The following is a 25,951-nucleotide window of genomic DNA, read 5'->3' on the forward strand; positions in this document are numbered from 1 at the left end:
TCCTCATGACCACACAGAATCTGATCCAGCCGTTCCACGTCATCCCCGGCGCTGTCGTCAAAGACATCCTCAACGGGCTGCGGCATGCAACCATCGACATGGTGGCGCAGACCTACCTGACCCACGAGCGTGGCGAAACCGTTAACCCCGACAGTTATTTCCTGCGTTTCCCTGCGCAACCGGCGAACCGGATCATTGCGCTGCCGGCGGCCATCGTCGACAGCGAGGGCGATCAATCCGTCTCCGGAATCAAGTGGATTGCCAGTTATCCCGACAACATCAAGTCGGGCATTCAGCGCGCATCTGCGGTGCTGATTCTCAACGATCCCGAGACCGGTTACCCCTACGCGCTGCTCGAAGGTGCACTGATCAGTGCCGTGCGCACGGCAGCCTCGGCAGGCTTGGGTGCCTGGTGGCTGAATGGCCAGAACCGCCACGCGGCGACACTTTCGATCATTGGTGGCGGGGTAATCTCAAGAAATATCCTCGAGACTTTCGTCGCCGACGACTGGTCCTTCGACAGCGTGGGCATTCACGATCTCAACGCGGAATCGGCGCAAGCCCTCGCGGAATTTGGTGAACAACTGGGCCTGCCGGATGTACGCCTGCTGTCGCTCGAAGAAGCGCTGACTGCCGACATCGTGGTGTTCGCCACCAGCGCGGGCGAGCCGTACGTAAAAGGCCAGGGCACGTTCCGCCCGGGGCAGATTGTTCTGAACATCTCGCTGCGGGATATCGGCGCTGAAATCATCGCGGAAAGTTACAACTACTTCGACGACATCACCCACTGCCTGAAGGCCAATACCTCACCGCATCTGGCCGAGCAGCAATACGGCCATCGCGACTTTGTCACAGGCACAGTGGCGCAGCTGATTCGCGGAGACCTGCATGTCGCCCAGGACAAACCGCTGATCTATTCGCCATTCGGCATGGGCATTCTCGATCTCGCGATTGGCCGGATGATCCACGACATTGCGGTGGCGGCCGGTACGGCAATTGCCATCCCGTCATTTTTTGGCGAGGAGCGCAGATGGTGAAGGCGCCTGTGCACATCGGCCTGGTCGGCTGCGGTTCGCGCGGATTGTCGGTATTCGAGCGCCTGTTGAGCCGCGCCGAGGAACGCCCGGAACAACCGGTGTTCATCGACATCTTCGAGCCCAACGTGCTCGGCAGCGGCGCGCACTGGCCCGATCAACCGGAGTACCTGTTGCTCAACACCGTCGCCGGTCAGCTCGGGGTATTTCCCGACGCAGCAGCGTTCGGTGATCTGACCGACGCCCGGGAACGGCCAGGGCCGGACTTTCTCGCGTGGTGCCGAGCGCAGCGCGTCAAGGTTGACCCCGACAGCGGCCTGCTCGCCGCCGACGGTCGCGACGTCGAGCCGGAGGATTTTCTGCCACGGCACCTGCTCGGCGCTTATCTGGCCGACGCCTTCACGCGGATCCTCGCGACCGCCCCCGCCTGGGTCACGGTCAATCTGCATCGGCATCAGGTCACGGCGGTCGAGCGCCGCGAGAATCAGCAATACCTTCTGCTAACCGCCCAAGGCGCTGCGGTGACGGTGGATCGCCTGGTTCTGACCGTCGGCCACACCGGGCGCCTGCGCCTGGCGGGGCAGAACCGGGTCGATAACGTCTATCCGCTGCCCGGCAGCCTCACCACCGTCGAGCCCGGCGAAACGGTATTGATCGAAGGGTTGGGCCTGGGCGCCATGGACACCCTGGCAGCGCTGACGGCTGGCAGAGGCGGGATCTACAAACCCATGGCTGATGGCAGTCACACTTACCAGCCGTCGGGTCAGGAGCCGGTGATCTTCATTCAGTCGCGGGACGGGCTGCCTTTTCGCACGCGTCCCAACGGTTTGATCGGCTGCCCACGCCATAACGCCGTGTTGCTGACCAGCGAGCGCATCGAGTCGTTGCGGGTCAACGCGCACAACCGCCGGCTGGATTTCGAACGGGACATTCTGCCGCTGATGCTGCTGGAGATGCGTGCCGCTGCGGTCGCCGTTCTGCATAAACCCTCAGCGCCACAACAGCTGCTTGAGCAGCTCAGAACCGTCAGCGTTGCCGGCCCTGCCGGTGTGGCCGCTTGTGAAACCTTGCTGCGCGAGTTCGAAGCGATTGCCGGCGCAATCAGTCCGCTGGAGCTGATCAGCCACAAACTGCCCGACAGCGTCACGCCTTACAACTATCACGCATGGATTTACGACACCCTCGAAGCCGACTTGCATGAAGCACGTCTGGGACGCGGCGCGTCGCCGATCAAAGCCGCCATCGAAGTCTGGCGCGACTTGCGGGACCGGCTGCGTGAGGCGGTCGATTTCGACGGGCTCACCGAAGATTCGCATCGGCAGTTCTATGGCCGCTGGCACAAGGCGATCAATCGTCTGGTCGCCGGCCCGCAGAAGGAGCGCCACGCCGATCTGCTCGCGCTGTGTGATGCCGGTTTGCTGACCTTCCTCAAGCCGGGCTCACGCCCGGCTATCGAACACTTCAAGCGCGTCGCCGGTTACGTCCAGAGCAGCGGCGTCACCCACAGCGACTGCGCGCCGGTGCGTGATCTCGCGCGCCTGGGCCTTGTGCGTCCGCGCACCGATGTGCCGGGCATCGACGGCATCGATGTCGACGCGGCGTGCAACCCGAGGTCGAACAGCGGCGAAGCGGTGCATGACATCTGGGTGCTGGGACCGCTCGCCGAAGGCTCTTGTTATTACAACCACTACGTCACCTCGGCGGGCGCACCTTCGCGGCTGTTCATGGACGCCCATCGAGTCGCCACCGCCATCCTTGAGACAGGAACTCGCGCATGAAACTCTACTATCAGACGCATTCGCCGTACGCCCGCAAGGTACTGGTGCTGGCTCACGAACTTGGCATCGCATCGAGCCTTGAGGTGATACATCACGAGACCAGCCCGACTTCACCGAACGCGACCATTTACCAGGCCAACCCCTTGGGTAAAGTGCCGGTGCTGATGCTGCCCGACGACAGCGCACTGTTTGATTCAATCGTGATTTGCGAATACCTCGATGACCTGAGCGGTGGTGGAAAATTCATCCCGGCAAGCGGCCCCGAGCGCTACAAGGCGCTACGCCTGCAGGCATTGGCGCAGGGCATGTGCGACGTCGGCATCAAGCTGCGCTGGGAAGTCGAGCGGCGTCCCGAGGCTTTGCGCTATCCGGCGTACGCGGACGGCCAGGCCTACAAACTCAAGGAGGCGTATCGCTTCATCGAAGAGCACGTCGACCTCAATGGCCCGATCACCGTCGGCCACATCGCCTTGGCGACGGCCCTGGACTGGATCGCTTTCCGTCAACTCTCGGACTTCTCGGCGCAGGCACGCCTGAGCGAGTGGTATCAGACGTTCTGCCAGCGCGCGTCCATGCGGGCGACCGAGTACAGCGGACAGACGCACGATTAAGCCAAGGAAACCGCTATGAGCTCTCTCTTGCTGCAAATGTCACCGATCGCGCTGGTGATCGCGCTGATTCTGATCCTCCGGCGTCCGCCGGTACAGGCGGCGCTGGCCGGTGTCGTGCTGGTGCTGGGGCTGTGGGCGCTGGGCGCTGCCGGGCCGGTGTCGGCGGCGATCTCCTCGGCGATTTTTCAAGACACCACGATCCTGTTTCTCAGCACCGCGTGCGTAATCGTCCCGGGGCTGGCCTTCGTCATTCTGGTCGAGCGCGGCGGTGCACCGCAGGCCATCGGCGCATGGGTCAAGGAACTCGGCTGGACACCCCCGGCGCAGGTGATTTTCATCGTGCTGGGCCTGGCGCCGCTGCTGGAAGCGATGACCGGCTTCGGCGTTTCGCTGATCGCCACGGTGCCGCTGCTGATGGGGCTTTTCACTCGCCAATCGGGGATGAAAATTGCCCTCGCCGGCATGGTCATCATGCCGTGGGGCACACTGGGTCTGGCAACGGTGATCGGTGCCCTGCTGGCGCATTTGCCGGCGCAAACCCTCGGCAGCCATTCGGCGCTGATCAGCGCGCCAGTGTTCCTCTGCCTGGCGTCGCTGGCCTTGTGGCAGGCCGGCATCCGCAAGATGACAGCGTGGCTGGGGCTGCTTGTCGTGACTGCCCTGTTCGTTGCCGTGCTGTTTGGCGTCAACCTGCGGCTCGGCCCGGAAGTTTCCGGTGTGCTGGCCGGGCTGGCCGTGGCTTGCGTTGGCCTGGGCATCTCCTGGGCGCAACGGAAAAAACTGGTGCGCTGGCCGAGCGCGGCATGGCCTTATCTGGCCTTGCTGGGAGTGATTGTGGCGTCGCGCGGACTGTTCGTGCTGTCGGGCTGGGATGGCCTGTGGGTTGTCAGGGGCGAACACGTTTCATGGAAGCCGCTGGCGTCTCCAGGGCTGGCGCTGCTGATCGTGACCGTGCTGATGGCGTTCAGGCAAACCGCGGGCGCGGGTTTCCCGTGGCAAGCGCTGTTCAACCGGGCGAAGTTTCCGGTCACGACAATCTTCCTGTTCCTGCTGCTGTCCCAGGTGATGGTCAACGCCGGATTCCTTGTCGAGGCGCAAAGCGCGTTGCAATCCATGTCGGGTCTTTCGCTGGCGCCGACGATCGCCCTGCTGGCGGGGATTGCCGGTTATGTCACCGGCTCCAACGTCGGCGGCAACACGCTGGTGATGCCGTCCATTGCCGCGCTGAGCAGCGAACACGGGGCGTGGCTGGCGGCAATGGTCAACAGCGCCGCCGGCCATGGCGCACTTGGCTCGCTGTCGATCCTGTCATTGATCACCGGACTTGCCGGTGCCAACCGCCATGAAGAAAACAGCCTGATCCGCTTCGCCTTCGGTCTGGTGGCGCTGAACATCGTCATAGTTGCTGCAACGGGGATCGTTTTGCTCTACTTTCTGTGAATTGTTTCGAATCATCACAGAGAACTTATGGACAGGTTTGATTTGCCGGACAAGCGCTGGCGGATAGTCAAGGACTGGATTATTCGCCAGATCGACAGCGGTGACCTGGCGGCCGAAGCGAAACTGCCGTCAATCCGAGTTCTGGCGCGGATGTTCGAGACCAGCATCACCACGGTGCAGCGGGCGCTGGCCGACCTCGAGGCCGAGGCCTACGTCACGACGGTGCCGCGCGTCGGCTACTTCGTCTCGGCATCGGGACGGGCAAAACCGTCCGGCGCTTTCGATTTTTCCAGTGTCACCGTCAACGTCAATCATGCGGTGGTCGCGATGCTCTCCGAAGCAGCGTCGCGCACCACTGCATCGCTGAATTCGGCGGTTCTGCACAGCGATCTCACGCCCAACGTGTTGCTCAACAAATGCCTCTCGGTGCTGGCCGCCAGGACTGACAACGCGCTGAGCGGTCTGGTCGCGCCACCCGGCCTGCCAGCGCTGCGACGGCGCATCGCCGGGCTGATGCTGACCCGCGGTGTAGTCTGCGGGCCGGACGATATTCTGGTGACGTCGGGCGACACCATCGCTCTCGAACTGGCCCTGGAAGCCGTCGCGTCGAAAGGCGCTACAGTCGCCATCGAAACCCCGACCTATTACGGCATCCTGCAGACCATCGAACGCCTGGGCATGCGCGCCCTGCCGATCCGCACCGACGGCCGCACGGGGCTGGATGTCGATCATCTGGAAGAAGCGCTGAAACAGAAAAAAGTCGCAGTGATCTTTCTCAACCCGACGCTGCAGAATCCGCGTGGCTTCATCATGCCCGACGAAGCGCGCGCGAGACTTTCAAGGATCGCCCGGGAAGCGGATGTGCCGATCATCGAAGACGACATCTTCTTCGACCTAGTGCCCGAAGCTGATCGGCCGCGCGCCCTCAAGAGCTACGACAGCAGCGGCCAGACAATCTACTGCTCGTCGTTTTCGAAAACCATCGCGCCGGGTTATCGCGTCGGCTGGTGTCTGGCCGGCAAATACCGCAATGCCATCCTCGCGCAGATGTTTTCGCGCAACCTGGCCGTTTCCAGCCTGGCGCAAAATGTTCTCAATGAATTCATCGGCCGTGGCTACATGGACGAGCACTGCGCCAGATTGAGGTCGCAACTCTCTTCGCTGGCGAGTTTTGTCGAAGCGCTGGTGCGCACGGATTTCCCGACCGGCACTCTCTACGTCCCACCGCGCGGCGGCTTCATCCACTGGATCGAAATGCCGGCACACACCGACATGCCGACGCTGCAGCAATTGGCCACGGAGCGTGGTTGCCACGTGGCTGGCAGCGGCATCTTTTTCGCCGACGGCCAGGCTTCCACAGGCGTGCGCATCTGCCTCGGCACTGCGCTGACGCCGGCGGTGATCGGCATTCTCAAGGTGATCGCTGAATGCGCCCATCTTGCCGCACGCCCGACGAGCCTGCGGCAGATGCCGACTGAACAATTGCAAGAGCCGGCAGTTTCCTGACCGGCTCACGCGAGCCTCGCTATGAATCAGAAAAGAACCCGTATTCGCTTGCCGCATCCCCCGCCGTATCGCCCGAGCCGTTGGACATTCTGGCTGACGGTGCTCGCGGGAGTGCTGATCGCCCTTGCCGTGTGTCTGTCGATCTACATGCTTATCGAGAGCTGGGTCAGCGGTTCCATCACCACCAACAATCGCGGACCGCGCAGCACCTACACCTTGGCACTGCAACCTCGGCGATACTGGTTCGAGTTCGTCTGGCAGAGCTTCTGGACCGCGTTCATGTTGGCCATCGGTGTGTTCGGGCTGTGGATTTATCGCAAAGGGCGGGTGCGTGAGCAGAGGCCGAAGGGCAAGCGCTCGCGATGATGCAACTGGGGCGCTTTTCTGAAGCAGCCTCTTACCTGCCTGTTCCTTTCATTCCAGCGCAACACCAGATCGCTCACCGCAGCGCCGCCAACTCTGCGGCGATTGACTGGGCAAAAAGTACGAAATGGACTACGGACATTTACCCTGTTACGCGCCTTCCGGTGGCAATGTCCTGCAACGCCTGTCCCGCCCTTCCTTCCGAACTCGCAGGTTCGCCCGACATACCTGCGCCGCCTTCCCCGGCATGCTTGCGTCTCTGTTTCCAGAATGCGGAAGACCCGATGAGCCAGCTCAAACCTGCTGATACACAAGACCATAAAATCGATTCACTGCTGGGCGAACTGGGCGAGCTGATTCGCCAGGCGCGGCAAAAAGTGCTACGCGCGGTCGATACGATTCAGGTGCAGACTTGTTGGCAAATCGGCCGGCATATCGTCGAGTTTGAACAGAAAGGCGCTCAGCGTGCCGGTTATGGCCAGCAGTTGCTCGCGCTGCTGGCGAAGGATCTAACGGGGCAATTCGGGAAGGGATTTGATGAGCGCAATCTGCGATATATGCGTAGCTTTTATCAGTCTTTTCCAATTTGGAACGCAGTGCGTTCCGAATTGAGCTGGACCCATTACCGCCGCCTGCTACGCGTCGAGAACGAGAAAGCGCGCCTGTGGTACATGAACGAATGCGCCGACCTCAACTGGTCAAGCCGCGCCCTCGATCGTCAGATCCTGACGCTCTACTACGAGCGCCTGCTGATGAGTCCGGACAAAGCCGAGGTGGTCGAGGAAGCCACGACCAACATCGACGCGATGAAATGCAATCCGCGGGAATTCATTCGCGATCCGGTCATGCTCGAATTCCTCGGCCTGCCCTCGGCAGGCAAAGTCAGGGAAAGCGGACTCGAACAAGCACTCATCGACCACTTGCAAAGCTTTCTGCTTGAACTTGGCAAAGGCTTTTCCTTTGTCGCCCGCCAACAACGCATCAGCACTGACGGCGTCGACCTCTATATCGATCTGGTGTTCTACAACTACCTGCTCAAGTGCTTCGTGATCATCGACCTGAAACGCGGCAAGCTCAGCGCCCGCGATGTCGGGCAGATGGACATGTATGTGCGCATGTACGACGAGCTCAAGCGCAGCGAAGGTGACAAGCCAACCGTCGGTATCATTCTGAGCGCGGAAAGCAATGACTCGGTGGCGCGCTATTCCATGCTCAAAGGCAATGAGCAACTGTTCGCCAGCAGCTACAAGACGATACTGCCGAGCGAAGAAGAGTTACGTGCTGAACTCAACCGCGAACAGGCATTGATCGAAGAACGCATGCTCATTCAATCCAGTGAATGAACCGGCCGGATTGTTCTTGATCAGCGCGGCGACTATGGTTGGCACCTAACCGCCGAGGTCAAGCGCCATGGGCAGCAAGCCCCCATTCGAGTTGGAAGACGCAGAGTTGAGCCAACCAGTTTTGACTGCATCTGAAGGCACGTCCTTCAAGGAAACTGCCGACGACGGCTACGCACTCGGCGGCTTCACCTGGCGCCACAGTTCGCCCGATCCTCAGCGCCCGGTGGTCATCATCAACGCCGCCACCTCGGTGCGCTGTCGGCACTATTCACGGTTCGCGGCCTACCTGTTCAGCCATGGCTGCGATGTGATGACCTACGATTACCGGGGCATTGGCGAATCACGCAGCGAGTCGATCAAAGGGCTGCGCGCTTCGTGGACTGACTGGGGCGCGCTGGATTTCGAAGCGATGCTCAAACGCGCGCAGCAGGAGTTTCCCGGTCAGCCAATCGATGTGGTTGGCCACAGCTTCGGTGGTTGCGCGGCGGGCTTGGCGGAGTCGGGCAAAGTGATCCGACGGTTGGTAACCGTCGGTGCGCAGTTCGCTTATTGGCGCGATTACGCCCCTGAACAGCGCTGGCGGATGTTCGGCAAGTGGCATGTAGTCATGCCTTTGATGGCGCTGCTCTGCGGCTATTTCCCCGGCAAACGGCTAGGTTGGCTGGAGGACACGCCAACCGCCGTAGTCCGCGACTGGAGCACGCCCACCGCACGTTACGAGCAACGCCCAAGCGGTCGCGCACTGATGAAAAAGGCGGGCGCCCTGCCCTTCGATGGCGTCCGCGCGCAGACCCTCGCCATCAGCCTCAGCGATGATCCTTACGGAACGATCCCGGCGATCGAACGCCTGCTCGGCTACTTCAGCAACGCGGCAAAAACCCATCTGCGCATTGCGCCGCAGGACATCGGCGAACGACAAGTCGGACATTTCGGCTTTTTTCGCAGCGCATACCAAGCCACACTATGGCCCATTGCTCTGACCTGGCTGCAGACCGGCGCACTGGCCGCCGATACACCCGGCCGACAAGTGCCACGCAGCTGAGCCCCTCTCAACGCACGACGGAACACATCATGGCCTCCGCCAACAAGCAGCAAAAACGCGCCACCCGGGCCAAAGCCAAGGCCAAGCAGAACCGCACCAAGCGTGCCGAAGCGCCGGTCGAGCTGGACCCGAACGACGACCGCATCGATTTCGAATCGGTGGACCTGACCGAGCTGTTCAAGAAAATGATCGACGCCCAGAAGATCAGCCAACAGGCCATGTGCACCGCGTTCCTTGAAGATCCGCTGCTGGAACTGGTCTATGAGCAGGAAGGTGAAGAAGGCGCGATGGATTTCATCCTCGCCGCGCTGATCGAGTATCGCCAGTGGTCGCAGGAAACCGACGAGGCCGGCGCGCTGGCGTGGATCGAATCCCCGGCATTCCAGGCTGACTATGTAGCGGCATCCGACGCGATCGCTGCACAAACCCAACAGAAGAACTGAGCTCCCATGGCATCCCTGAACAAGCAACAGAAACGCGCCAAACGCGCCAAGGCCAAAGCCAAGCAGATCCGCATGGTCGGGCGCAAACCGCTGGATCAGGACGAAGATCTCGGCCACCTCGCCGAGCCGATCCCGGAATACACCCTGGCGATGTTCAGCAAAATGCGCGACGCCGAAGCCGTCAGCCGCAACGAAATGCTGCTGACCCTGCTGCGCGAACTGGCCTTCATCATCGTCGACCATCCTGAACTGCTCGACATGGAAAACGCCGACAACGAAGGCATGGCCGCCACCCACCTGGCCGCCGATATGCTCATCGACTACCGCATGTGGGCCGACGGCATGACCATCGAACAGGCCCAGGCCTGGCTGAGCGAGCCGCAGTTCATTACGGATTTCGGCGTGGCGCTGGATGCTTATGGCAAGTCGGTAGAGCCCCAGGAAGACAAGAGCGAATAAGCCCTTCTCAGAAACAAAAAACGGCCGCTAGTCATCCCTGACAGCGGCCGTTTTTGTTTGGATGACCTAGCTACTCTTTGTCCGGTGACGATGTATATCCCATTGACATATCCCCAGCACGATCTATCCTGAGCTAATCACAGGAACAGACCCGGGAGCTCGAATATGGAGCAGACCACAATTTTCATGAGCAACAGAAGTCAGGCAGTCCGACTGCCAAAGGCAGTTGCGATGCCCGGCGACGTTAAACGAGTGGAAGTCATCGCGATTGGCAGAACACGCGTCATTACGCCTGCTGGAGAAAGCTGGGATAGCTGGTTTGATGGCGACTGCGTCAGCCCTGATTTCATGGCTAACCGTGAGCAACCCACTGAACAGGAGCGCGAGTCGTTCTGATGATCAAGTACATGCTGGATACAAATATCTGCATCTTCACCATCAAGAACAAACCACAAATTGTCCGGGAAGCCTTCAATCGACATTCCGGGCAGTTGTGCATCAGCGCTATCACGCTTATGGAGCTTATTTACGGTGCTGAAAAGTCGGCGGCCCCGGAGAAAAATCTGGCAATTGTTGAAGGATTTGTCGCGCGACTGGATGTCTTGCCTTTCGATAACGACGCAGCCGCACAGGCCGGGATGGTTCGATCTGAACTCGCGAAGGCTGGAACGCCGATCGGGCCATACGACCAAATGATCGCTGGCCACGCACGCTCACTTGGACTCATTGTAGTGACGAACAACGTACGGGAGTTTCAACGCGTTTCCGGTTTGCGAATCGAGGACTGGGTTTAACCTGACTGGAAAGCTCAGAAACAAAAACGGCCGCTAGTCATCCCTGACAGCGGCCGTTTTTACATCACGCGTTACGACTCAGTTCAACACCACCGCACCACGCTTCTCCAGCTTGCGACGGCGCGACACCAGCAGACCAGCCGCTACCACCATAAGGCTCAGCAGACCGGTGGCGAGGATTTCCACGCGGTGGGCTTCCTGGAACAGCATGATGGTCAGCGCGGCGACAATGAAGATGATCACCGCCCAGGTCAGACCCGGGAACAGCCACATGCTGAAGACGATTTTTTCGCCGCGCGCCATGCGCTGTTTCCGCATGCGCAGTTGCGAGAAGGCGATCACCAGGTACACCAGCAGGGCGATGGCGCCGGAGCTGGCCAGGAGGAACTCAAACACCGCTGCCGGAGCCACATAGTTGGCGAAGGTGCAGAGGAACGCAGCGCCGGTGGACAGCATCACCGCCCAGTAAGGCGTGCCGCTCTTGTTGGTGCGGGTCGACATGGCCGGGGCATCGCCGCGCTTGCCGAGGGAGAACAGCATGCGCGACGAGGTGTACAGCGCCGAGTTCAGGCAACTGGTCACCGCCACCAGTACGACGATGTCGACGATCATCTTCGCGTTGGGAATGCCCATGCGCTCAAGTACGGTCTGATAGGAGCCGAGGTTGGCCAGGGTAGGATCGTTCCACGGCACCAGCGCCACCACGATGAAAATCGAAACCAGATAAAACAGGCCGATCCGCCAGATCACCGAGTTGGTCGCTTTGGAAATCTGCTTGCCAGGGTCTTTCGATTCCGCCGCTGCGATGGTGACGATTTCGGTACCCATGAACGAGAACATGGTGGTCAGGATCGCGCCCAGCACAGCACCCATGCCATTGGGCAGAAAGCCGCCGCTGTCGAACAGGTGCGAAACGCCACTGACCTGGCTGGTCGGCAGGAAGCCGAAAATCGCTGCAAGGCCGAGGCCGATGAAGCCGATGATCGCCAGCACCTTGATCAGGGCGAACCAGAACTCGAACTCACCGTAATTCTTCACGCTGAACAGGTTGGTCACGGTCAGCAGCATGGTGATGACCAGCGCGAAAGCCCAGATGTCCACGCCCGGGAACCACGCATGCAGGATGGTCGCGGCGGCGTTGGCTTCCAGCGGAATCACCAGCACCCAGAACCACCAGTACAGCCAGCCGATGGTGAAACCGGCCCAGTGACCGATCGCGCGGTCAGCGTAAGTCGAGAACGAACCGGTGTCCGGCGAAGCCACGGCCATCTCGCCGAGCATGCGCATCACCAACACCACCAACGTACCGGCGGCGGCGTAAGCCAGCAGCACGGCCGGGCCTGCGGCAGCAATGGCGTGGCCGGAGCCGACGAACAGACCGGCGCCGATCACACCGGCGATCGACAACATGGTCACATGACGCGGTTTGAGCCCCTGTTCGAGGCCAGTGGAGCTTGGGGTACTGCTCATAGAGACTACCTTTGCAAGGAAAGCGAGTGCATCCGGCGCGCCTGAAAATTCTTTCTCGTAAAAAGAATCCAACGGCCTGTTCCTTATTCTGCACGCAATATTTGCGCCAAAATGTTTCAAGTCCTTGAGGGCCGGGGGCTCCGGCATCCGATGCAAGTCATTGAGTTTAATGGCTATTCGCCAGAACGTTACCCGGCGACTCACTTTCAAGACGAATCCGCGCACCAGAAACACACAGAAAAAGTGTGCGACGCACAGAAAAAGGGCGAATAAGGAACGTTCGGCCGGATAGCGCTTCCAACACCCCGCCAAAGCTGGCAACATCGCGCCTTTTTTTACGCGGCACCCACGGGTTTGCATGATCAAACACCCGTTCGGTTGTTGATGGGGCGACAGTCTGCTGCGCCGATGCGACAACCCGCCACATGCCACCCGTTTACCGCTCGTAGCGCTGTTGGCTGCCATTGAAACGCTATGCTAGCTTGGCCGCCTCGCCAGGAAGGCCCGCCAACAGCAGGAGCGCAACATATATGAGGAACGCACATGGCTGAGGCCACGCCCGCGCTTGAAATCCGCAACTTGCACAAACGCTACGGACAGCTGGAGGTGCTCAAAGGCATCTCGCTGACCGCCCGCGACGGCGACGTGATCTCGATCCTCGGCTCTTCCGGTTCCGGCAAGTCCACGTTCCTGCGTTGCATCAACCTGCTGGAAAACCCGCACCAGGGCCAGATCCTCGTGGCTGGTGAAGAACTCAAGCTCAAGGCCGCGAAGAACGGCGAACTGGTCGCCGCCGACGGCAAGCAGATCAATCGCCTGCGCTCGGAGATTGGTTTTGTATTTCAAAACTTTAATCTGTGGCCGCACATGAGCGTGCTCGACAACGTTATCGAGGCCCCGCGCCGCGTGCTCGGCCAGAGCAAGGCCGAGGCCATCGAAGTCGCCGAAGCGTTGCTGGCCAAGGTCGGCATCGCTGACAAGCGCCACGCCTACCCGGCGCAATTGTCCGGTGGTCAGCAACAACGCGCCGCCATCGCCCGCACGCTGGCAATGCAGCCGAAAGTGATCCTGTTCGACGAACCGACCTCCGCGCTTGACCCGGAAATGGTTCAGGAAGTACTTAGTGTCATCCGCGCATTGGCCGAAGAAGGCCGCACCATGCTGCTCGTGACCCACGAAATGGGCTTCGCCCGCCAGGTCTCCAGCGAAGTGGTGTTCCTTCATCAGGGCCTTATAGAAGAGCAAGGATCGCCACAGCAGGTGTTCGACAACCCGCTTTCGGCGCGCTGCAAACAATTCATGTCCAGCAACCGCTAACGGAGCAACATGCATGCAGAATTTCAAAAAGGTCTTCCTGGCCGCCGCCGTCACCCTCGCATTCAGCGCCGGTGCCATGGCTGAAACCCTGAAGATGGGCATCGAAGCGGCCTACCCGCCGTTCAACAATAAAGACGCCAGCGGCCAGGTGGTCGGCTTCGACAAGGAAATCGGCGACGCCCTGTGCGCGAAGATGAAAGCCGAATGCTCCGTCGTCACTTCCGACTGGGACGGCATCATTCCAGCCCTGAACGCGAAGAAATTCGACTTCCTGATCTCCTCGCTGTCGATCACCGAAGAGCGCAAAGGCGCGGTGGACTTCACCGATCCGTACTACTCGAACAAGCTGCAGTTCATCGCACCGAAAAACGTCGATTTCAAAACCGACAAGGACTCGCTCAAGGGCAAGACCATCGGCACCCAGCGCGCAACGCTGGCCGGCACCTGGCTGGAAGACACCTACGGTGACGACATCAAGGTCAGCCTCTACGACACCCAGGAAAACGCCTACCTCGACCTGACCTCCGGTCGTGTCGACGCGATCCTTGCCGACAAGTACGCCAACTATGACTGGCTGAAAAGCGACGCCGGCAAGGACTACGAGTTCAAGGGCGACCCGGTGGTGGAAAGCGACAAGATCGGTATCGCCGTGCGCAAGGGTGACAACGAGCTGCGCAACAAGCTGAACGCAGCCCTCAAGGAAATCGTCGCTGACGGTACCTACAAGAAAATCAACGACAAGTACTTCCCGTTCAGCATCTATTGATCTGACCTGTGGGACCGGCGCCGTGATCAAGCGGCACCGGCTCCCGACTTTGCCTGCCGCAATTTGAACAGAAACCCATGATTATCGACCTCTACGGATTCGGCCCGGCGCTCGCCGCTGGCGCGCTGATGACCGTCCAACTGGCCCTCACCGCCCTGTGCCTGGGCCTGGTGCTCGGCCTGCTCGGCGCCTTGGCGAAGACTTCCCCGTACAAGCCGCTGCAATGGCTTGGCGGCACTTATTCGACGCTGGTACGCGGCGTCCCGGAATTGCTCTGGGTGCTGTTGATCTACTTCGGTACGGTCAACCTGATGCGCACCCTCGGTGAGTACTTCGGCAACCCCGACCTGCAACTCAACGCCTTTGCCGCCGGTGTGATCGCACTGGGCCTGTGCTTCGGCGCCTACGCCACGGAAGTGTTTCGCGGCGCCCTGCTGGCCATTCCCAAGGGTCACCGTGAGGCCGGCCAGGCCCTGGGCCTGTCGAAGTGGCGCATTTTTACCCGGCTGATCATGCCGCAGATGTGGCGCATCGCCCTGCCGGGCCTGGGCAACCTGTTCATGATCCTGATGAAAGACACCGCGCTGGTATCGGTCATCGGTCTGGAAGAAATCATGCGTCACGCGCAGATTGGCGTGACCGTGTCGAAACAACCGTTCACCTTCTACATGGTCGCCGCGATCATGTACCTCGGCCTGACGGTGCTGGCGATGACCGGCATGCACTTGCTGGAAAAACGCGCCGCTCGCGGCTTTGCGAGGAGCGCGCAATGAACTGGGAGGTCATCATCAAGTGGCTGCCGAAACTGGCACAGGGCGCGACCCTGACGCTGGAACTGGTCGCCATCGCGGTCATCGCCGGCCTGCTGCTCGCCATTCCGCTGGGCATCGCGCGCTCTTCGAAGCGTTGGTACGTGCGTTCGCTGCCCTACGCCTACATCTTCTTTTTCCGTGGCACACCGCTGCTGGTGCAGCTGTTCCTGGTCTATTACGGTCTGGCGCAGTTCGACGCCGTGCGTGAAAGCGCCTTGTGGCCGTACCTGCGCGATCCGTTCTGGTGTGCAACGGTGACCATGACGCTGCATACGGCGGCGTACATCGCCGAGATCCTGCGTGGAGCCATTCAGGCCATTCCACCAGGTGAAATCGAAGCCGCGCGGGCCTTGGGCATGTCCCGGCCCAAAGCAATGTTCTACATCATCCTGCCCCGTGCCGCGCGCATCGGCCTGCCGGCCTACAGTAACGAAGTGATCCTGATGCTCAAGGCCAGCGCCCTGGCCAGCACCGTGACCCTGCTGGAACTGACCGGCATGGCCCGCACGATCATCGCCCGCACTTATCTGCCGGTGGAGATCTTCTTCGCCGCCGGTGTGTTCTATCTGGTCATGGCTTACGTGCTGGTACGCGGCTTCAAGCTGCTGGAGCGCTGGCTGCGCGTCGATGCCTGCCAAGGCCGCTGATACTTCCCACGTGCTGACGGGCGAGGCCCTACTCGCCCGCTTCACCGCGCTGGATGCTTTCTTGATTAAGCATCAGGCGCTGTGGAAACCTCGGCCGTTCACTCACCTACAACTTCCATGGGAAGCATCCTACCCGGAGTTGTCTGCGTGGCTACGCGGGCGGTCGCTGGAATATGCAGAACGCACGCATAACCATCCTGCTGACCTTGTCGATGCGCCAGAGCCGTTCGCTTCATTGGCGAAGTTGTCGGCAGAGTTGAGTGCGGTCGGTGAGTTGGCGGGGCGTGCGCTTGAAGCTGCCGGGCATGGCTTGAATGTCGATGTTCCGGGGCGTAAGTGGCAGCAGATTGAAGCGTTTGCCAGTCGCTTGTCTTTCGCCTCGCAGCCGACGCATTGGCTGGACTGGTGCTCCGGCAAAGGGCATCTGGGGCGGCGCCTGTTGGGTGCCGGGCAACAATTGACTTGCGTTGAATACGATCCGGTGCTGGTCGCCAGCGGTCAGGCCTTGAGTCAGCGTCATCACTTGCACGCCCTGCATGTCCAACAGGATGTACTCGCGGCAGACGCCCCGGCCGTGTTGAACGCCGCCCACACCCCCGTCGCCCTCCACGCCTGCGGTGATCTTCATGTGCGCTTGATGCAACTGGCCAGTGCCGCAGGTTGCCAGCAAATGGCGATTGCGCCGTGCTGCTACAACCGCATCAGTCGTAACGAATATCAGGCCTTGTCCTGCGCGGGATCGGCATCACTCCTACACCTGTCGCTGGAAGATCTGGCGTTGCCGATGAGCGAAACCGTCACCGCCGGTGCGCGCGTCCGACGTCAGCGCGACACCTCGATGGCTCGTCGCCTGGCTTTCGACCTGCTGCAACGGCAAGTGCGCGGCGTCAATGAATACCTGCCAACGCCCTCCCTGCCCAGCGCCTGGCTGGATAAACCGTTTGCGGACTATTGTCTCGATCTAGCAGCGCTGAAGGAGTTATCCACAGTCGGCTCGCCAGACTGGTCGACACTCGAAGCCGCCGGTTGGCAGCGGTTGGCCGAAGTGCGCAACCTGGAATTGCTTCGCGGATTGTTCCGACGACCGCTTGAGCTCTGGCTGAATCTGGATCGGGCGCTTTTCCTCGCAGAACAGGGATACGTCGTACGCCTCGGCACCTTTTGCGACGCCTCACTCACACCGCGAAACTTACTGCTGCTCGCCGAACGCGCTGAAAACATCACAGCCTGTGGATAACTCTGTTGATGGATTTGCCGTGGATCCAATATCTGCGCCTGTTTCATCGCCTTAACGACACTGGTCATTTTTTGTTCACATAAATAAAAACCTGTAAAACAGGGATTTGCGAACAAGATGAGAATGGCTGCACTAAACCTCGCCCAAGCAGTCCTAGCGCCCCTCAGTTGTGCATAAGCTGCCAACCAAAAGGACATAACCGACGAATATTGGGCTGGCCGAGTGAATAACTGCAGGGTCCCGAAAGCCCAGACTCAACCGTACGCCCTGCATAAATGCCTTACTGCGCTTGAGGTACAAAAGCTGCGCATTAATTTGCGCAGGGCCTGATTTTTCCGGAATGCAAAAATAGTCTGAATTCAGGGGTTTACAGGATCTACCCAATCGCTATAATCGTCGCCCACACGCCGGTATAGCTCAGTTGGTAGAGCAACTGACTTGTAATCAGTAGGTCCCGGGTTCGACTCCTGGTGCCGGCACCATACAAAACAAAGCCCCTGCAGAAATGCAGGGGCTTTGTTGTTTCTGAGTCAGCCAAGAAGTCAACTATGGGGATCAGGCAGGATACAAATCCCGCAACGCCTCAGGATGCTGACTTGCGACCCGCAAGAGAGTCTGCACTGCACCCGTCGGTTGCCTGCGCCCCTGCTCCCAATCCTGCAAAGTCCGCGCTTATGCCTCGCAGTATCTGCACGAGCCAAGCAAGGCATTGATCGATGATGTGGTGAAGTAATGGATTCGCCACCAGAAAGGCATTGATGCAAACCGCCATTCGAAGCCCTCGTTGATGCGAGGGCTTTTTGCATTTCAGGCCTGCCGAAAACATGCCGGCCTTCCTCAAGGTCCCTTGGTGCGCGGACATATCCGACTTCCCTCCTGCATCTATCCAGATAACCCGCCAGCCACTGGAGCGTTCTTGGCCAACGCTTCGGCTGCCCAGCAGCCAAACGGGAACTAACGCCGAGCGCAACACTCACTTACAAAGCGCGGCGCTATAGAAGAGTCATCTCGCTTCATCACGTCAGCACAACGGACTGAATGCATGACATGGACCAAGAGACCATCGATGAACTCAACATCAGAAACGCCAAACGGCTCCGCACGTTCGCAAATCAGGGACTTTTCTGACTGTCGAAACATTGCTCGAGGCGCTGTATTCATAATCGCGTCGGGTAACTCCGCGAAGGACTTTCCCATTGAACAGTTTGCCGACATCCCGATGATCACGGTGAACGGCGCGATATCCATGTTCACGGGAACAGGCATAAAGCCGTTCTTCTATGCATGCACCGACACCAGTTTTTCGCTACAACAGCCTGATCTGTTTGCCTATGCAATGCGCACCAGTCAGCGAGTAGCTCTCTGGGCTCGCCAGGCCCAGGAACTCGCCGTTGAACCGACAGGTGATCTCTATCTTCTGAAGAAAGCGCCCAAACCAACCCTGACTGAATGGCTACTTCGCAACAACCAGGATCTGGTACGTAATCGCGCTGTTCTGGGTAGCCGAAACCGCAGTATCGGGTTCAGCAAAAACCTGGCCCATGGTTTTTTTGATGCCCGCACAGTCTTGTATCTCGCACTCCAACTTGCCTATCACGCAGGCTTTTCAAAGGTGATTTTGGTGGGAGCGGATATGAACCAGTCGGCCGGGCGTTTTTACGAGACTGATGGAAGCTCTATCTCCCCGTGCGGGCTGGACCAGCATTTTCATTCCAGAATTCTTCCATCTCTGAAACTCATGTCCGACAAAGTCATCGACAGTAAATTTGCCGTTTACAACTTGTCGCCCTCTTCGCGAATTCCATCCAGCGTCATTCCCGTCACAACGCTCGACGAAGTCAAAGCGATAATTCAGACCTGACTGATCTCGAATACAAACGAAATTCTGCCCTCACTTGCGCTCCAGACATAGCGCAAATGCTTGCCCTGCTTCGGAATCGATACCGCCGGCGGCCGAAACGCCGCAACGCACTCATGCCCGGGCAACCGCACGCTGTTATAGAGCAAGCCCCACGACTCGGCGTCGCGCAGTTGTCGCGCGAACAGTTGTGATGGGCCATAGGCTTCAGGATCAGGCTGATGCAGATGATCAAAGCCATGGCGAATATCATGCAGCGGCCTGATCACCTGATTGAAGTAAGTACGCATGGTCAATTCGAGATCGGCTTCCCGGGTCGCCGCGAGAAAACGTTCCTGATGAAAACAGGTTTCGGCGATCGCCGCAGCCTGGCTGCTGGCGGCGTAATAGACGCCGAAGGTGCCGTCACTGAAACGGCTGCGTTTGCCGACGTGAGTGAACGCGGCCATCACCGGGCTGGAACCGGGGCCGGACAGGCGATCTTCGGGACGTACGCGGGCAAGGACGCCGGCCTGTTCGACCAGCCGATCATTGGTCAGTGCTTCGATGGCGTAGGCAACTTCGAGGTCCTCGGGGTCGAGGACGTCTTCGAACAGTGCAATCGGCGGGAAGCTGCTGTTGACGATGCGATACGCCCGCGGCCATGGCACATCCACCGGCGCCGGCGCTTTCAACCGCGCACTCCGTCGAGGTAGCGGCGCACATCGGCGATATCGACCACCCGGCCCGCCAGCATGTAATCCAGCGCGGTTTTGCCATTGAACGGTGCCGCGGTGTTCGGGCTGCTGACCCAATCGTAGGCGCGCTCGCGGCTGTTGCTGAAGATGATGCTCAACGCCTTGTGAATACCCATCAGGTAAGAGATGCGCTCGAGGGTGTCATGGGGCAGGCGTATGTTTGGCAGGTGTTTGTATTTATAGAACGTGGTGTTGCCGACTCCTCCGAGCAGGGTGCGTTGTTGCTCGGCGCTACAGCCCCAATGCTCCATGAGGCTGAAGAAGAACTTCAGCGCAACCCGGCCGGCTTCGGGGGCGTCGAGTTGTTCGCATGGGGTAAGAGCTGGGGATGAGGTAGGCATAGACGCCTCCTGATTTTTGTCTTAGCTGAAGACTAGTACATAACTGTAATTTTTTAGTATTTTGATACACAAACGAACGAATCGTAACAATCAGATGCGCAGAAGCCGGAGTTAAGCCGGCTTATGTATTTCTGCGCTATTGAAACAGTTCTGAATGACTCCCTAAATCCACGAACGTGATCAGGTCGGGACGTGTGTTCTCGTAAACCATCAGAAAATCGCCACCGATATGACACTCGCGGAATCCAGACCAATCTCCAGTCAGCGCATGATCCAGATATTCTGCCGGTAACTGCTGCCCCAGGAACAACATTGCCATCACCTTCCGAACGTCGTTCATATCTCGCCTTCCGGCACGGTTGTAACGATCCCAAGACTTCTTGAATTCAGAAGTCTGTGCACACTGTTTAGTGTCGATCAGCGCGTTTTTGTGTTTTCTCCTGTTTCGCCATCGGCATTCCTCAGCATGTCGTCTATCGAGTCGAAACGCTGACGGATTTCTCGTGCTTCCATCATTGCGCGGGCCGTCTTCTCCGATGGAACTCGCACCTCGAAGGGAAGCCCCTGAGTAGCAACAACCTGTCGCAGAAAAAGTCGCATGGCGTCACTAATGCTCAGCCCGCAAGCGTTCAAGACTTCAGTGGCACGCGCTTTCAAATCCTCATCAATGCGGCAGCGCACATCGGTAGTTTTCAGTAGTGCAGCCATTTCAATTACCTCATCGTGGTTTTGTAGCTACATCAGCGCTACCTCTGCATTGTGTTCGGAGTGATCTTCGTCGGTCAACGCGAAGTTGATAGGTGGTTATCTACTACCATGGCTCGCATGCCAGACATCCATTTCAACTCCTTTGACTGTTGGGCGCTATCAGCTAAATCGTTACTTTACCCGAGACCTATCTGCGTATGACGCAGGCAAAAAGCTAGGAAGATGTAAGCTGTTTCTCTTCGAAAAGAATCTCCCCGCGCACCAAAACCACGCACTTTTTTGACCTTCATCACCCCCGCTTCACCAAAAACCCCGATCCTCTGTCAGCCTCCAGCCATCGGCGGGGAAATCAATTCGCTACTAAAGCCGCGACAACTATGCTCAGGTGCAGGAATATAGCCGGCATATGGCGCCGTTTCCGTCGTTTCGTACACAACAATACCCAGCCCACTTCAGAGGGCATTACCCATGGATAGCAGAACCTTACGCAACCTCATGCGCATCGTGCAGACCGGCTCGTTGTCGGCCGCAGCCGAGCATTCGTGCCTGACCGTGCAGGCGTTGGCCGCACAGTTGAACAAGGTCGAAGAGCAGTTCGGTTTCCGCTTGTTTCGCCGTTCCAACAAGGGCCTGACGCTGACGCCGCAAGGCACGGAGCTCACGCCTTACATCGACAAAGTGCTGATTGCCACGCGACAGATGGAAGAAAAGGTCGAGGCGCTGAAGGTCCCCGGGCAGCGGACGTTGAAGGTGGCGTTGAACAACACCCTGTCGCCTGATTTCAACCGGCGCATGATCGGGCGCCTGATCGAGGTGTTTCCCGATTACCAGATGGAGTTCAGCTACGCCGAGTCGATGGAAAATCTCAGCAAGCTGAAGAACGAAGATTTCGACCTTGCCGTACTGATCGGCCCGCAGCGGCCGGGGCTGCCGAGCATCGTCCTTCCGGAGGTGCAGGTGCAGGTGGTCGGTGCGCATTGCGGTCAGGAAAACGATCCGCTGACGTTGCTGGGCAACAAGTTTCAAGTGCGTCCTGCGGAAGATTGTCCGTATTCCCACAGCTTTTTGCGTTTTCTCGACGCCGGGCTGGGCAATCACGAGAACGGCCAGCGCATGGTCTATTCCTGCAGCGAAACCCTGACGCTGTCGTTGATCACGCAGATGGATGCGGTCGGCATGGTCTCGCGTGAAGCGGCGCAGAAGAACGGCCTGACGATTTTTCCGGGTTTCGAGGATTTCCTCGAAGTCCGGCTGGCGGTAAACAACCCGGAGTTGTCCCACCAGGCGCTGAACGACGTCGTTGATCTGCCGCTACATGAACGAGCCGAGCGCAATGTACGCAGCCGTCCCCACCGCCACACTGAGAAAGAGGTTTTTGCTGAAATACGCACATAGCAACGTCGGAATTGCAGCATAGAATTCCGGGCGATCGAGCTGGATCTGCCGGTCCTTGATCAACAAGGGCGTGAGGCTGATCGCAGCGACGATCGCCACCGGCAGATATTCCAGCGCCCGCGCCACGAAGGGCGGCCAGTGGTCGGTGTTGATCTGCAGCGGCAAGGCGCGTGGCAGGAAGGTCACGGCCATCATCAGCACCACCACCAGAATCAGGAACGTTTGGTCAGGCATACACCCACTCCGCAGCCCACGAACGTGGCGATAAATACGTTGAAGGGCGAACTGCCGATCAGGCTCAGCGCCCCCATGCAGACCACGGCGGCAGCGGCGGCGATCAGTTTGTTGCGCGTGTTGCACAGCGAGACCAGCACGTAGAGCATCATCGCCGTCAGCGCGTAGTCGAGCTGATATTTGATCAAGTGCGCCGCGTACTGCGCGCAGACCGCACCGAGCAAACCGCCGAGCACCCACGAGGTGTGGCAGAACAGATTGAAACCGATCAGGTAACGCACGTTGACCGGTGCGCCCGTGCCGAGCTTGACGCTATGAAAGGCGAAGGATTCATCCGTCAGGCCACCGGCGTAAGCCCAACGCTCCATGCGGCTCAAGCCCAATGCACGCAGGGCTTTGGCCATGTACACCGACATCAGCATGTGCCGCGCATTGATCAGAAACGTGGTCAGCACAATGGTGGTCAGCGATGCGCCGCTGGAGATCAGCGCCAGCGCGGCAAATTGCGAAGCGCCGGCATAGACAAACAAGCACATCGCCACCGGCAGCCACATCGGCAGGCCGGCGTTGACCGCCATCAACCCGAAGACAAACGACACGGTGAAATACCCGGCGACCACCGGGCTGGCTTCGGCAAACGTGCGCGACGGCTGATGAGTCGCCATCAGCGGCGCGCTGCCGGACCTTTCATTCATAGATCCCTCTCAAATGTTCGTTCGCCATGAGGCTCGCAAAAACCCTGGGCGGTCCAGAATCGCTTGCCCGCGAGGTTAGCATCGTCGACGAACAGAAACATCCGCAGCACCCCGACCCGTTTCATGTCGGACGACGCTGCTTCGACCAGACGCTGGCCAACGCCCTGGCTGCGGTAACGCGGGCTCACGGCCAGATGGTTGATCGTGCCGCGACTGCCGAGCATGCCGCCGAGCACCGCGCCGACGATCTCGCCCTCGACATCGAAAGCCAGGTACGCCGTGGTGGTTTTCTGGATCAACACGCCGCGCAGGCATTTGGCGTCCTGCCATTCGCAGAACGACACTTCGTCGAACTGGCGGAAGAAGCGCTCCATGCGTTGTGCATCCTTGGCGGTGGCGCGGCGCAGTACCACTGGCGTCGAGCACTCGACGCCGTCGATTGGGGTGATCTGATTAGCGAACAATGTCGAAAGCGGTCCCGGGCCGCGAGAAGGAAATCGCCAGAATCTGCCGGTACGCCATGGCATGGGTGTGGGTGTTGCGCGCCGGGGTCACGTAATGGCGCATGTCGCGATCGAGGAAGTAGGTGGTATCGAGAATTTCCTCGTAGGTGGTCGCCGCCAGCTGTTGCTGATGAATGTCGTACAAACGACTCTCAGCGCCCTCGACATTATTGCGCCCCCAGAAGTGCACGCCGCTGAACGGATAGCCGTCGCAATGAATGCCTTCAGGGGTGATTTCCAGCTGTTTGCCGGGTTTGATCTCGATGCGGATCTGATGGATCTGGCACTGCCAGATTTCATCGTGCAACTCTTCTGGCAGCACACTTTTGTACACTTCGAAATCGGTGTCGATCAGGCTGCGCATCACCGGCGAAGAGATCACTTCTTCGGAAAAGTCCTGAAAGTGTCGTACCACGCCGCCGACGTAAGCGTTGTTCTCTTTCGATTGCACATAGGCGCGATGCTCAAGTTGCTTGAGCTCGCGGGTTTTCGGGTTGTATTCAAAGTCGCTGTAACGACGGTAACGCATGCCGGCTTCGGCCTGACCGTAGTAGCTGTCAGGCTCCATGTTTTCCCAACTTTTGGTCAGTCTGACGAAGTCGGCAAAATGACCGTAGAGATTGAAGTCACCACCCTGGACGTTGACAAACTTGTCGCGCCGTAGCGATTCGCCCACTTCTCTGTTCAAAACGATCATTACCAAATTCTCCGCTGCGTTGAACGCCCTAATCTATTGGGTGGAGAATTTGCGTCCATGAGAAAGAATTTCAGGCATTTGAAGCACTGCTTGAAACGAAATCTGCAGCGCTTGAAAAACGACTTTTACATGACAAAAACACCGGTTATTTACGGTTTGCGCTGAAAAACCGCCGAAAAAAAACCCCGAACGAATCGGGGTTTTCTCATTTTTCTTACAGCGGATCGATCATCAGAAGATGTTGATCGGATAGTCCACGAATACACGCAGCTCGTTACCGCTGACGTTGTACTCGCTGGATTTCTGCGACACGCGCAGGATCGAACTGCGCAACTTCACGCTCAGGTCTTTGGCCGGGCCACTTTGCACGACGTACTTGAACTGGTTGAAGATCTCGCGCTCGGTGCCGCCTTCGCTGGTGGACGTGGTGATGTTGTCGCCGCGCACGTAAGCGAAGTTGTAGCTCAGACCCGGAACGCCGAACGAACCAAAGTCCAGGCCATAACCCAGCTGCCAGCTGCGTTCGTCTTCGGCGTTGAAGTCAGACCAGTAGGAGTTGGCCAGGTAGATGGAGTTGCCACCGTCGCCGACACGACCCTGGTCTTTCTGATAGCCGCCATAGGCGTAGCCCAAGTTGCTGTCGCCAGTGGAACGCTGATGCGCCACGGTGAACGAGTGCGGGCCGGTGGCGAAAGTGGCTGCCAGGCTCCAGATCTTGTTGTCGCGACCGGTGACGATGCTTTCACCCGGCACGGTGTTTTCGCGTACGTACGAGCTGTCCAGCTTGGTGCGATAGCCGTTGAAATCCAGGGTCAGGGACTGATCCTTGTTGAACGGAATCACGTAGTTGGCATTCACGTACTGTTTCTTCAAGACGTCTTCAACGTCGGACGCATACAGCGCGCCTTTAAAGTGTTCGGTGAACTGATAGCTGCCGCCCAACACGTTGATCGACTTCAGACCGCCGCTGTCACGGCCTTCATCGCTCTTGCGCGACTCGGCGGTGAATCGGCCGGCGTTCAATTCCAGGCCTTGGATCTCACGGGAGGTGATCAAAGTACCGGTATAGCTTTCCGGCAGCAGACGCACGTTGTCGTAGCTCAGCACCGGCAGGGCCGGCATCTGGTCGCCGTAGGTCAGTACGGTGTTGGATACGCGAAACTTGACCGCAGCACCGCCCTTGGCGATGTCGTGGTTCGCACGACCGTCATTTTCCTGTTTGAAGAAGTCGATGCCGCCGGCGCCGCTACGGCCCTTGCCGCCGTCCAGGCGCAATGCGTACAGACCGAAAGCGTCCACGCCGACACCGACGGTGCCTTGAGTGAAGCCCGACGAGAACGTACCGATGGCCGCTTGGCCCCATTCGGCCTTGTCCTTGTTACCGTCTTTGTAATCACGATTGATGTAGGCGTTGCGCAACAGTACTTTCAGGCTGCTGTCTTCAACGAAACCCTTGGATTCGGCCTGGTCGTTAGCCATGGCCTGTGTAGCACTCAACATCCCCAGTGCGATCAGACTGATTCGCTTGTTCAACATTTTGTTTTCCTTATTACGGGTTGAAACGCGCTGTGTCGAACGGCTGAAACGGCGCTTTCTGCACTCTTGTATTCACCCCGAAACAAAAAAGCCCGCCGACGTTAACGTCATGGCGGGCCTGCTCCTTATTTTGAGTCATGGCGGTTAGCCACAGGCGTTGGGCCGAATCGTAGCCGCGCCCTGAA

The 25,951-nt window shown here is 59.0% G+C and carries 29 protein-coding genes, 1 tRNA gene and 1 pseudogene; 20 read left to right on the top strand and 11 right to left on the bottom strand.

Features of this window, described 5'->3' with window-relative positions; genetic code table 11:
* Positions 1–5 precede the first annotated feature (5 nt).
* From sbnB to vapC, 12 genes are all read left to right on the top strand, one after another.
* Positions 6–1,037 carry a 2,3-diaminopropionate biosynthesis protein SbnB gene (gene sbnB, locus D8U82_RS28655; protein WP_347238843.1) on the top strand — a complete coding sequence of 344 codons (1,032 nt, stop codon included), beginning with the start codon at positions 6–8 and terminating at the stop codon, positions 1,035–1,037.
* Positions 1,031–2,812 (top strand): FAD/NAD(P)-binding domain-containing protein, encoded by a 1,782-nt coding sequence (locus tag D8U82_RS21825; protein ID WP_130902940.1) that lies wholly within the window; start codon positions 1,031–1,033, stop codon positions 2,810–2,812. The genes sbnB and D8U82_RS21825 overlap by 7 nt, the downstream gene beginning before the upstream one ends.
* The gene (locus tag D8U82_RS21830) at positions 2,809–3,423 is read left to right on the top strand and encodes a glutathione S-transferase (RefSeq protein ID WP_071174102.1); all 615 of its coding nucleotides are present in this window, start codon (positions 2,809–2,811) and stop codon (positions 3,421–3,423) included. The genes D8U82_RS21825 and D8U82_RS21830 overlap by 4 nt, the downstream gene beginning before the upstream one ends.
* Positions 3,424–3,438: 15 nt before the next feature.
* Entirely contained in the window at positions 3,439–4,863 is a 1,425-nt protein-coding gene (locus tag D8U82_RS21835; protein ID WP_130902941.1) for an L-lactate permease, read from the top strand.
* A gap of 27 nt (positions 4,864–4,890) precedes the next feature.
* On the top strand, positions 4,891–6,369 hold the full coding sequence (locus D8U82_RS21840) for a PLP-dependent aminotransferase family protein (RefSeq protein WP_130902942.1): 1,479 nt from the start codon (positions 4,891–4,893) through the stop codon (positions 6,367–6,369).
* 21 nt (positions 6,370–6,390) lie between these two features.
* A complete protein-coding gene (locus D8U82_RS21845; protein WP_130902943.1) occupies positions 6,391–6,735 on the top strand; it encodes a hypothetical protein in 345 nt (114 codons plus the stop codon).
* Positions 6,736–7,016: 281 nt separating this feature from the next.
* Positions 7,017–8,075 (top strand): PDDEXK nuclease domain-containing protein, encoded by a 1,059-nt coding sequence (locus D8U82_RS21850; RefSeq protein ID WP_130902988.1) that lies wholly within the window; start codon positions 7,017–7,019, stop codon positions 8,073–8,075.
* A gap of 67 nt (positions 8,076–8,142) precedes the next feature.
* The gene (locus tag D8U82_RS21855) at positions 8,143–9,117 is read left to right on the top strand and encodes an alpha/beta fold hydrolase (RefSeq protein ID WP_125925798.1); all 975 of its coding nucleotides are present in this window, start codon (positions 8,143–8,145) and stop codon (positions 9,115–9,117) included.
* Positions 9,118–9,146: 29 nt separating this feature from the next.
* Positions 9,147–9,560 (top strand): hypothetical protein, encoded by a 414-nt coding sequence (locus tag D8U82_RS21860; protein WP_125925799.1) that lies wholly within the window; start codon positions 9,147–9,149, stop codon positions 9,558–9,560.
* A 6-nt stretch (positions 9,561–9,566) separates the two neighbouring features.
* Positions 9,567–10,019: a hypothetical protein gene (locus D8U82_RS21865; RefSeq protein ID WP_016772138.1), complete on the top strand. Its 453-nt coding sequence runs from the start codon at positions 9,567–9,569 to the stop codon at positions 10,017–10,019.
* A 165-nt stretch (positions 10,020–10,184) separates the two neighbouring features.
* Positions 10,185–10,415, top strand: coding sequence for a type II toxin-antitoxin system VapB family antitoxin (gene vapB, locus D8U82_RS21870; RefSeq protein ID WP_125925800.1), 231 nt, complete (start codon positions 10,185–10,187; stop codon positions 10,413–10,415).
* A complete protein-coding gene (gene vapC / locus D8U82_RS21875) occupies positions 10,415–10,813 on the top strand; it encodes a tRNA(fMet)-specific endonuclease VapC (protein WP_016772140.1) in 399 nt (132 codons plus the stop codon). Before vapB ends, vapC begins: the two co-directional genes overlap by 1 nt.
* A gap of 78 nt (positions 10,814–10,891) precedes the next feature.
* On the opposite strand, the gene gabP is transcribed toward vapC, so the two are convergent.
* Positions 10,892–12,283, bottom strand: coding sequence for a GABA permease (gene gabP, locus D8U82_RS21880; protein WP_016772141.1), 1,392 nt, complete (start codon positions 12,281–12,283; stop codon positions 10,892–10,894).
* A gap of 543 nt (positions 12,284–12,826) precedes the next feature.
* On the opposite strand from gabP, the gene D8U82_RS21885 reads away from it, so the two are divergent.
* The 6 genes from D8U82_RS21885 to D8U82_RS21910 all read left to right on the top strand — a co-directional run bounded on the left by D8U82_RS21885 (position 12,827) and on the right by D8U82_RS21910 (position 17,544).
* A complete protein-coding gene (locus D8U82_RS21885) occupies positions 12,827–13,600 on the top strand; it encodes an ABC transporter ATP-binding protein (RefSeq protein WP_024011209.1) in 774 nt (257 codons plus the stop codon).
* Positions 13,601–13,613: 13 nt separating this feature from the next.
* On the top strand, positions 13,614–14,366 hold the full coding sequence (locus D8U82_RS21890) for an ABC transporter substrate-binding protein (protein ID WP_125925801.1): 753 nt from the start codon (positions 13,614–13,616) through the stop codon (positions 14,364–14,366).
* 77 nt (positions 14,367–14,443) lie between these two features.
* Complete coding sequence (locus D8U82_RS21895; RefSeq protein WP_024011207.1) at positions 14,444–15,139, top strand: ABC transporter permease; 696 nt, start codon at positions 14,444–14,446, stop codon at positions 15,137–15,139.
* Positions 15,136–15,825 (top strand): ABC transporter permease, encoded by a 690-nt coding sequence (locus tag D8U82_RS21900; RefSeq protein ID WP_016772145.1) that lies wholly within the window; start codon positions 15,136–15,138, stop codon positions 15,823–15,825. Before D8U82_RS21895 ends, D8U82_RS21900 begins: the two co-directional genes overlap by 4 nt.
* Positions 15,806–17,062, top strand: a complete 1,257-nt coding sequence (locus D8U82_RS21905) for a methyltransferase (RefSeq protein ID WP_130902944.1) — start codon at positions 15,806–15,808, stop codon at positions 17,060–17,062. The genes D8U82_RS21900 and D8U82_RS21905 overlap by 20 nt, the downstream gene beginning before the upstream one ends.
* A gap of 406 nt (positions 17,063–17,468) precedes the next feature.
* Positions 17,469–17,544: transfer RNA gene (locus tag D8U82_RS21910), tRNA-Thr, on the top strand.
* A gap of 73 nt (positions 17,545–17,617) precedes the next feature.
* Here the strand turns inward: D8U82_RS21910 and D8U82_RS28515 are convergent.
* Positions 17,618–17,731 (bottom strand): annotated as a pseudogene (locus D8U82_RS28515) (transcriptional regulator); the annotation flags it as partial.
* Positions 17,732–18,104: 373 nt separating this feature from the next.
* On the opposite strand from D8U82_RS28515, the gene D8U82_RS21925 reads away from it, so the two are divergent.
* Entirely contained in the window at positions 18,105–18,923 is an 819-nt protein-coding gene (locus tag D8U82_RS21925) for a lipopolysaccharide biosynthesis protein (RefSeq protein ID WP_130902945.1), read from the top strand.
* On the opposite strand, the gene D8U82_RS21930 is transcribed toward D8U82_RS21925, so the two are convergent.
* The 4 genes from D8U82_RS21930 to D8U82_RS21945 form a co-directional block, all read right to left on the bottom strand.
* Complete coding sequence (locus tag D8U82_RS21930) at positions 18,914–19,594, bottom strand: RES family NAD+ phosphorylase (RefSeq protein ID WP_110644796.1); 681 nt, start codon at positions 19,592–19,594, stop codon at positions 18,914–18,916. The two genes, D8U82_RS21925 and D8U82_RS21930, sit on opposite strands and share 10 nt — an antisense overlap.
* The gene (locus D8U82_RS21935; protein WP_125925811.1) at positions 19,591–19,998 is read right to left on the bottom strand and encodes an MbcA/ParS/Xre antitoxin family protein; all 408 of its coding nucleotides are present in this window, start codon (positions 19,996–19,998) and stop codon (positions 19,591–19,593) included. Before D8U82_RS21935 ends, D8U82_RS21930 begins: the two co-directional genes overlap by 4 nt.
* 136 nt (positions 19,999–20,134) lie before the next feature.
* On the bottom strand, positions 20,135–20,419 hold the full coding sequence (locus D8U82_RS21940) for a type II toxin-antitoxin system YafQ family toxin (RefSeq protein WP_347238849.1): 285 nt from the start codon (positions 20,417–20,419) through the stop codon (positions 20,135–20,137).
* Positions 20,416–20,706 carry a type II toxin-antitoxin system RelB/DinJ family antitoxin gene (locus D8U82_RS21945; protein WP_125917396.1) on the bottom strand — a complete coding sequence of 97 codons (291 nt, stop codon included), beginning with the start codon at positions 20,704–20,706 and terminating at the stop codon, positions 20,416–20,418. Before D8U82_RS21945 ends, D8U82_RS21940 begins: the two co-directional genes overlap by 4 nt.
* Positions 20,707–21,174: 468 nt before the next feature.
* Here D8U82_RS21945 and D8U82_RS21950 point away from each other — a divergent pair, with 468 nt between their 5' ends.
* On the top strand, positions 21,175–22,101 hold the full coding sequence (locus D8U82_RS21950; protein ID WP_122611119.1) for a LysR family transcriptional regulator: 927 nt from the start codon (positions 21,175–21,177) through the stop codon (positions 22,099–22,101).
* Here the strand turns inward: D8U82_RS21950 and D8U82_RS21955 are convergent.
* From D8U82_RS21955 to D8U82_RS21975, 5 genes are all read right to left on the bottom strand, one after another.
* On the bottom strand, positions 22,018–22,335 hold the full coding sequence (locus tag D8U82_RS21955; protein ID WP_041477503.1) for an AzlD domain-containing protein: 318 nt from the start codon (positions 22,333–22,335) through the stop codon (positions 22,018–22,020). The genes D8U82_RS21950 and D8U82_RS21955 overlap by 84 nt on opposite strands.
* Positions 22,314–23,030, bottom strand: a complete 717-nt coding sequence (locus D8U82_RS21960) for an AzlC family ABC transporter permease (RefSeq protein ID WP_016772152.1) — start codon at positions 23,028–23,030, stop codon at positions 22,314–22,316. The genes D8U82_RS21955 and D8U82_RS21960 overlap by 22 nt, the downstream gene beginning before the upstream one ends.
* Positions 23,027–23,404: a GNAT family N-acetyltransferase gene (locus D8U82_RS21965; RefSeq protein WP_003220700.1), complete on the bottom strand. Its 378-nt coding sequence runs from the start codon at positions 23,402–23,404 to the stop codon at positions 23,027–23,029. The genes D8U82_RS21960 and D8U82_RS21965 overlap by 4 nt, the downstream gene beginning before the upstream one ends.
* Positions 23,405–23,483: 79 nt before the next feature.
* Positions 23,484–24,230, bottom strand: coding sequence for a 2OG-Fe dioxygenase family protein (locus tag D8U82_RS21970; RefSeq protein ID WP_016772154.1), 747 nt, complete (start codon positions 24,228–24,230; stop codon positions 23,484–23,486).
* Between the two features lie 231 nt (positions 24,231–24,461).
* The gene (locus tag D8U82_RS21975; RefSeq protein ID WP_056787155.1) at positions 24,462–25,766 is read right to left on the bottom strand and encodes an OprD family porin; all 1,305 of its coding nucleotides are present in this window, start codon (positions 25,764–25,766) and stop codon (positions 24,462–24,464) included.
* Positions 25,767–25,951 lie beyond the last annotated feature (185 nt).

Source organism: Pseudomonas sp. Sample_23, assembly GCF_004307595.1.
GTDB classification, from domain to species: Bacteria; Pseudomonadota; Gammaproteobacteria; order Pseudomonadales; family Pseudomonadaceae; genus Aquipseudomonas; species Aquipseudomonas atacamensis.

Excerpts from the sequence above, each read along its gene's own strand:
- D8U82_RS21975 (WP_056787155.1), bottom strand. The coding sequence starts at position 25,766 with ATGTTGAACAAGCGAATCAGTCTGATCGCACTGGGGATGTTGAGTGCT.
- D8U82_RS21900 (WP_016772145.1), top strand. The coding sequence starts at position 15,136 with ATGAACTGGGAGGTCATCATCAAGTGGCTGCCGAAACTGGCACAGGGC.
- D8U82_RS21895 (WP_024011207.1), top strand. The coding sequence starts at position 14,444 with ATGATTATCGACCTCTACGGATTCGGCCCGGCGCTCGCCGCTGGCGCG.
- D8U82_RS21945 (WP_125917396.1), bottom strand. The coding sequence starts at position 20,706 with ATGGCTGCACTACTGAAAACTACCGATGTGCGCTGCCGCATTGATGAG.
- D8U82_RS21925 (WP_130902945.1), top strand. The coding sequence starts at position 18,105 with ATGACATGGACCAAGAGACCATCGATGAACTCAACATCAGAAACGCCA.
- D8U82_RS21885 (WP_024011209.1), top strand. The coding sequence starts at position 12,827 with ATGGCTGAGGCCACGCCCGCGCTTGAAATCCGCAACTTGCACAAACGC.
- D8U82_RS21950 (WP_122611119.1), top strand. The coding sequence starts at position 21,175 with ATGGATAGCAGAACCTTACGCAACCTCATGCGCATCGTGCAGACCGGC.
- sbnB (WP_347238843.1), top strand. The coding sequence starts at position 6 with ATGACCACACAGAATCTGATCCAGCCGTTCCACGTCATCCCCGGCGCT.
- vapB (WP_125925800.1), top strand. The coding sequence starts at position 10,185 with ATGGAGCAGACCACAATTTTCATGAGCAACAGAAGTCAGGCAGTCCGA.
- D8U82_RS21835 (WP_130902941.1), top strand. The coding sequence starts at position 3,439 with ATGAGCTCTCTCTTGCTGCAAATGTCACCGATCGCGCTGGTGATCGCG.
- D8U82_RS21965 (WP_003220700.1), bottom strand. The coding sequence starts at position 23,404 with ATGGAGCGCTTCTTCCGCCAGTTCGACGAAGTGTCGTTCTGCGAATGG.
- D8U82_RS21830 (WP_071174102.1), top strand. The coding sequence starts at position 2,809 with ATGAAACTCTACTATCAGACGCATTCGCCGTACGCCCGCAAGGTACTG.
- D8U82_RS21890 (WP_125925801.1), top strand. The coding sequence starts at position 13,614 with ATGCAGAATTTCAAAAAGGTCTTCCTGGCCGCCGCCGTCACCCTCGCA.
- D8U82_RS21935 (WP_125925811.1), bottom strand. The coding sequence starts at position 19,998 with ATGCCTACCTCATCCCCAGCTCTTACCCCATGCGAACAACTCGACGCC.
- D8U82_RS21855 (WP_125925798.1), top strand. The coding sequence starts at position 8,143 with ATGGGCAGCAAGCCCCCATTCGAGTTGGAAGACGCAGAGTTGAGCCAA.
- D8U82_RS21845 (WP_130902943.1), top strand. The coding sequence starts at position 6,391 with ATGAATCAGAAAAGAACCCGTATTCGCTTGCCGCATCCCCCGCCGTAT.
- gabP (WP_016772141.1), bottom strand. The coding sequence starts at position 12,283 with ATGAGCAGTACCCCAAGCTCCACTGGCCTCGAACAGGGGCTCAAACCG.
- D8U82_RS21850 (WP_130902988.1), top strand. The coding sequence starts at position 7,017 with ATGAGCCAGCTCAAACCTGCTGATACACAAGACCATAAAATCGATTCA.
- D8U82_RS21860 (WP_125925799.1), top strand. The coding sequence starts at position 9,147 with ATGGCCTCCGCCAACAAGCAGCAAAAACGCGCCACCCGGGCCAAAGCC.
- D8U82_RS21825 (WP_130902940.1), top strand. The coding sequence starts at position 1,031 with ATGGTGAAGGCGCCTGTGCACATCGGCCTGGTCGGCTGCGGTTCGCGC.
- D8U82_RS21970 (WP_016772154.1), bottom strand. The coding sequence starts at position 24,230 with ATGATCGTTTTGAACAGAGAAGTGGGCGAATCGCTACGGCGCGACAAG.
- D8U82_RS21905 (WP_130902944.1), top strand. The coding sequence starts at position 15,806 with ATGCCTGCCAAGGCCGCTGATACTTCCCACGTGCTGACGGGCGAGGCC.
- D8U82_RS21960 (WP_016772152.1), bottom strand. The coding sequence starts at position 23,030 with ATGAATGAAAGGTCCGGCAGCGCGCCGCTGATGGCGACTCATCAGCCG.
- D8U82_RS21840 (WP_130902942.1), top strand. The coding sequence starts at position 4,891 with ATGGACAGGTTTGATTTGCCGGACAAGCGCTGGCGGATAGTCAAGGAC.
- D8U82_RS21865 (WP_016772138.1), top strand. The coding sequence starts at position 9,567 with ATGGCATCCCTGAACAAGCAACAGAAACGCGCCAAACGCGCCAAGGCC.
- vapC (WP_016772140.1), top strand. The coding sequence starts at position 10,415 with ATGATCAAGTACATGCTGGATACAAATATCTGCATCTTCACCATCAAG.
- D8U82_RS21955 (WP_041477503.1), bottom strand. The coding sequence starts at position 22,335 with ATGCCTGACCAAACGTTCCTGATTCTGGTGGTGGTGCTGATGATGGCC.